This is a genomic window from Rhodococcus sp. (in: high G+C Gram-positive bacteria), assembly GCF_049591685.1.
GTDB lineage: Bacteria > Actinomycetota > Actinomycetes > Mycobacteriales > Mycobacteriaceae > Rhodococcoides.
On sequence record NZ_JBAWFH010000094.1, the window covers coordinates 1 to 1,622 of the forward strand.

Genomic DNA, 1,622 nt, shown 5'->3' on the forward strand with positions numbered 1-1,622 from the left:
ATTCGGGTCCTCGAGCGAGGCCTGAGCGGATGCCACGGTCGGGATCCCCGAGCCGCTGGCGGCGAACCGCGCCTGGACGTTGTCGCTCATGATGTACGCCAGCAGGTCGGCGCACTCCGGCGGTGCCTCGGACGAGCACCCGAAACCGTCACCGCCGCCAAGCGCCGCGGTCGGGTCGCCGTCGGCACCCGAGATTCCGGGAACCGGGAACCAGCCGAGGAACTCCGGCACCTCTTCGTCGGGAGTCAGTCCGCCGACGACACCGGCGTTCCAGTGGCCCATGAGCTCCATGGCGGCGTCGCCGTTGGCGAGGAGACCCGCCGAGCTTCCCGCGCCCTGCTGGGCGGGGGTGCCGAGGAAGCCGTCCTGGAACGGCTCGATGCCGATGAAGTCCGAGAGCTGTTCGCCGGCCTCGACGAAGCACTGGTCGCTGAAGTCGTACTCGGCTTCAGCGGTGGCCATCGTGTCGGGCGAGCATGACTTGAGGGCGAACTGGTACCACCAGTGCGCGGCCGGCCAGCCGTCGCCGGCGCCCACCGCGATCGGCGTGAATCCGGCCTCGCGCAGCATGCCGACGACGTCGACGAGTTCGTCGAATGTCGTCGGGACCTCGACGCCCGCCTCCTCGAACATCTCGGTGTTGTACCACATGCCCTCGATGCCGAAGGTGAACGGGATCGCGTAGGTCGCACCGTCGACCTGCCACGGTCCGACGGTCGCGCCGACGGCGTCGATGGTGTCGCCGATCACATCGTCGAGCGGCATCAGGTAGTCGTTGGAGACCTGATCGCGCAGCTCTCCGCCGGGCCACACCTGGAACAGGTCCGGCGGGTCACCCGCCGCGAGCGAGTTCGGAATCAGGGTGCGCTGCAGTTCTTCGTTCTGGTAGCCGGTCTGTTGGACGGTGACACCGGGGTTCGCTTCTTCGAACTCGGCGGCCACCTCCTCCCAGACTGCCGGCAGCGGACCCGAGGTGGCATTGTGCCACCACGTCAGTGTGACATCGCCGCCATCCGCGCTGTCGCCACCGTTGTCGTCTCCGCCCGCGGCGCACCCGGCGACGGCGCCGATCGCAAGTCCTGCGGCGGCAACTCCCGCGGCAAGCCGCATCGTGCTGCGTGTGTTCATCTTCGAACCTCCGAAAGTTTCGACCTTGTTGTCGAAAGTGATGTGGACATCGCCAACAATAGGACGCGTCCGATTTGGCGTCAAGAGCAACAAATACCGATTCGATCACGCTGATGGCCGTACAGTGAATCGGGTGAACGACCAGACACCGGCCGAGAGCGTCCGCCAGCGCAATCTCGCACGACTGCTGCGGACGGTGCACGTCGACGGCCCCCAGTCGCGTGCCGCTCTCACCGAAGCCACCGGCCTCAATCGCTCGACGATCGCCGACCTCGTCGCCGAGTTGGTCGAGCGAGAGCTCGTCGAAGAGCACGCGCCCGACCCGTCGCGCCGCGTCGGTCGACCCTCGCCCGTCGTCGCCGTGGATCCGCGCGTGGTCGCGATCGCCGTCAACCCCGAGGTGGATGCCCTCACGATCGCCGCGGTCGGCCTCGACCTCCGCATCCCGGTGCGCGAGCGCATCGAGGTCGACCATCTCGTGACGCCGGACGAAG

At 67.8% G+C, this 1,622-nt stretch carries 1 protein-coding gene and 1 pseudogene; one reads left to right on the forward strand and one right to left on the reverse strand.

Going from position 1 to position 1,622, the window contains the following annotated elements:
* Window positions 1-1,128: ABC transporter substrate-binding protein (locus WBQ44_RS04305; protein WP_495565501.1), on the reverse strand; the 1,128-nt coding region annotated here is incomplete at its 3' end.
* 133 nt (window positions 1,129-1,261) lie between these two features.
* Here WBQ44_RS04305 and WBQ44_RS04310 point away from each other — a divergent pair.
* Window positions 1,262-1,622: pseudogene (locus tag WBQ44_RS04310) on the forward strand (ROK family transcriptional regulator); the annotation flags it as partial.